The sequence below is a fragment of the Geminicoccus flavidas genome, assembly GCF_009806515.1.
Classification (GTDB): domain Bacteria; phylum Pseudomonadota; class Alphaproteobacteria; order Geminicoccales; family Geminicoccaceae; genus Geminicoccus; species Geminicoccus flavidus.
In genome coordinates this window covers 1-593 of sequence record NZ_WUJP01000974.1, presented here as the reverse complement: position 1 = coordinate 593, position 593 = coordinate 1, and the positions used below count along the sequence as shown (strand labels likewise).

General features: G+C 73.7%; 1 protein-coding gene. It reads left to right on the top strand.

Annotated elements, in window-relative coordinates; translation table 11 throughout:
- A partial coding sequence (locus EQG76_RS27820; protein WP_159718316.1) for an acyltransferase domain-containing protein occupies window positions 1-593 on the top strand: 593 nt, incomplete at both ends.

Below are 593 nucleotides of genomic sequence, written 5' to 3'. Positions count from 1 at the left end.
CCGTGGATGCCTGCCTGGCACGGATCGAGGCGGCGGGTTTGACCGGGCTGCCGGTCCGGGTCCCGGTCGCCTATCACAGCCCGCAGATGGAGCGGCTGCGCCCGCAGCTGGAAGCGGCACTCGCCGGCCTTCGGCCGCGGGCGGGCGATCTGCCCTTCGCCTCCACCGTCACCGGCGGGCTGCTGGCGGGCGAAGCGCTGGATGCCGGCTACTGGGGCCGCAACCTGCGCGAACCGGTCGCCTTCTCCGCCGCGATCACCAGCCTGGGTGCCGCCGGCCATTGCCGGTTCGTCGAGATCGGCCCGCACAGCCTGCTGGCCACACCCGTGCGCCAGACCCTGCCCGAGGCGGACGTCCTGCCGCTCATGCGGCGGGCAGAGGACGAGCTGGCGGCACTCGACCATGTGGCAGCGCGCTTTGCTGGCCGGCGTACCGGGCAGCGCAGCCGGCATCTCCTGATCCTCTCCGCGCGCAGCGAGTCAGCGCTCTGGCAGCTGGCCCTGCGCTGGGCGGAGCGCCTGCCGGGCAGCGACTTTCCGGACCTCTGCCACACCGCCCTGGTCGGCCGGGAACGTTTCGCTTGGCGCCTGGCA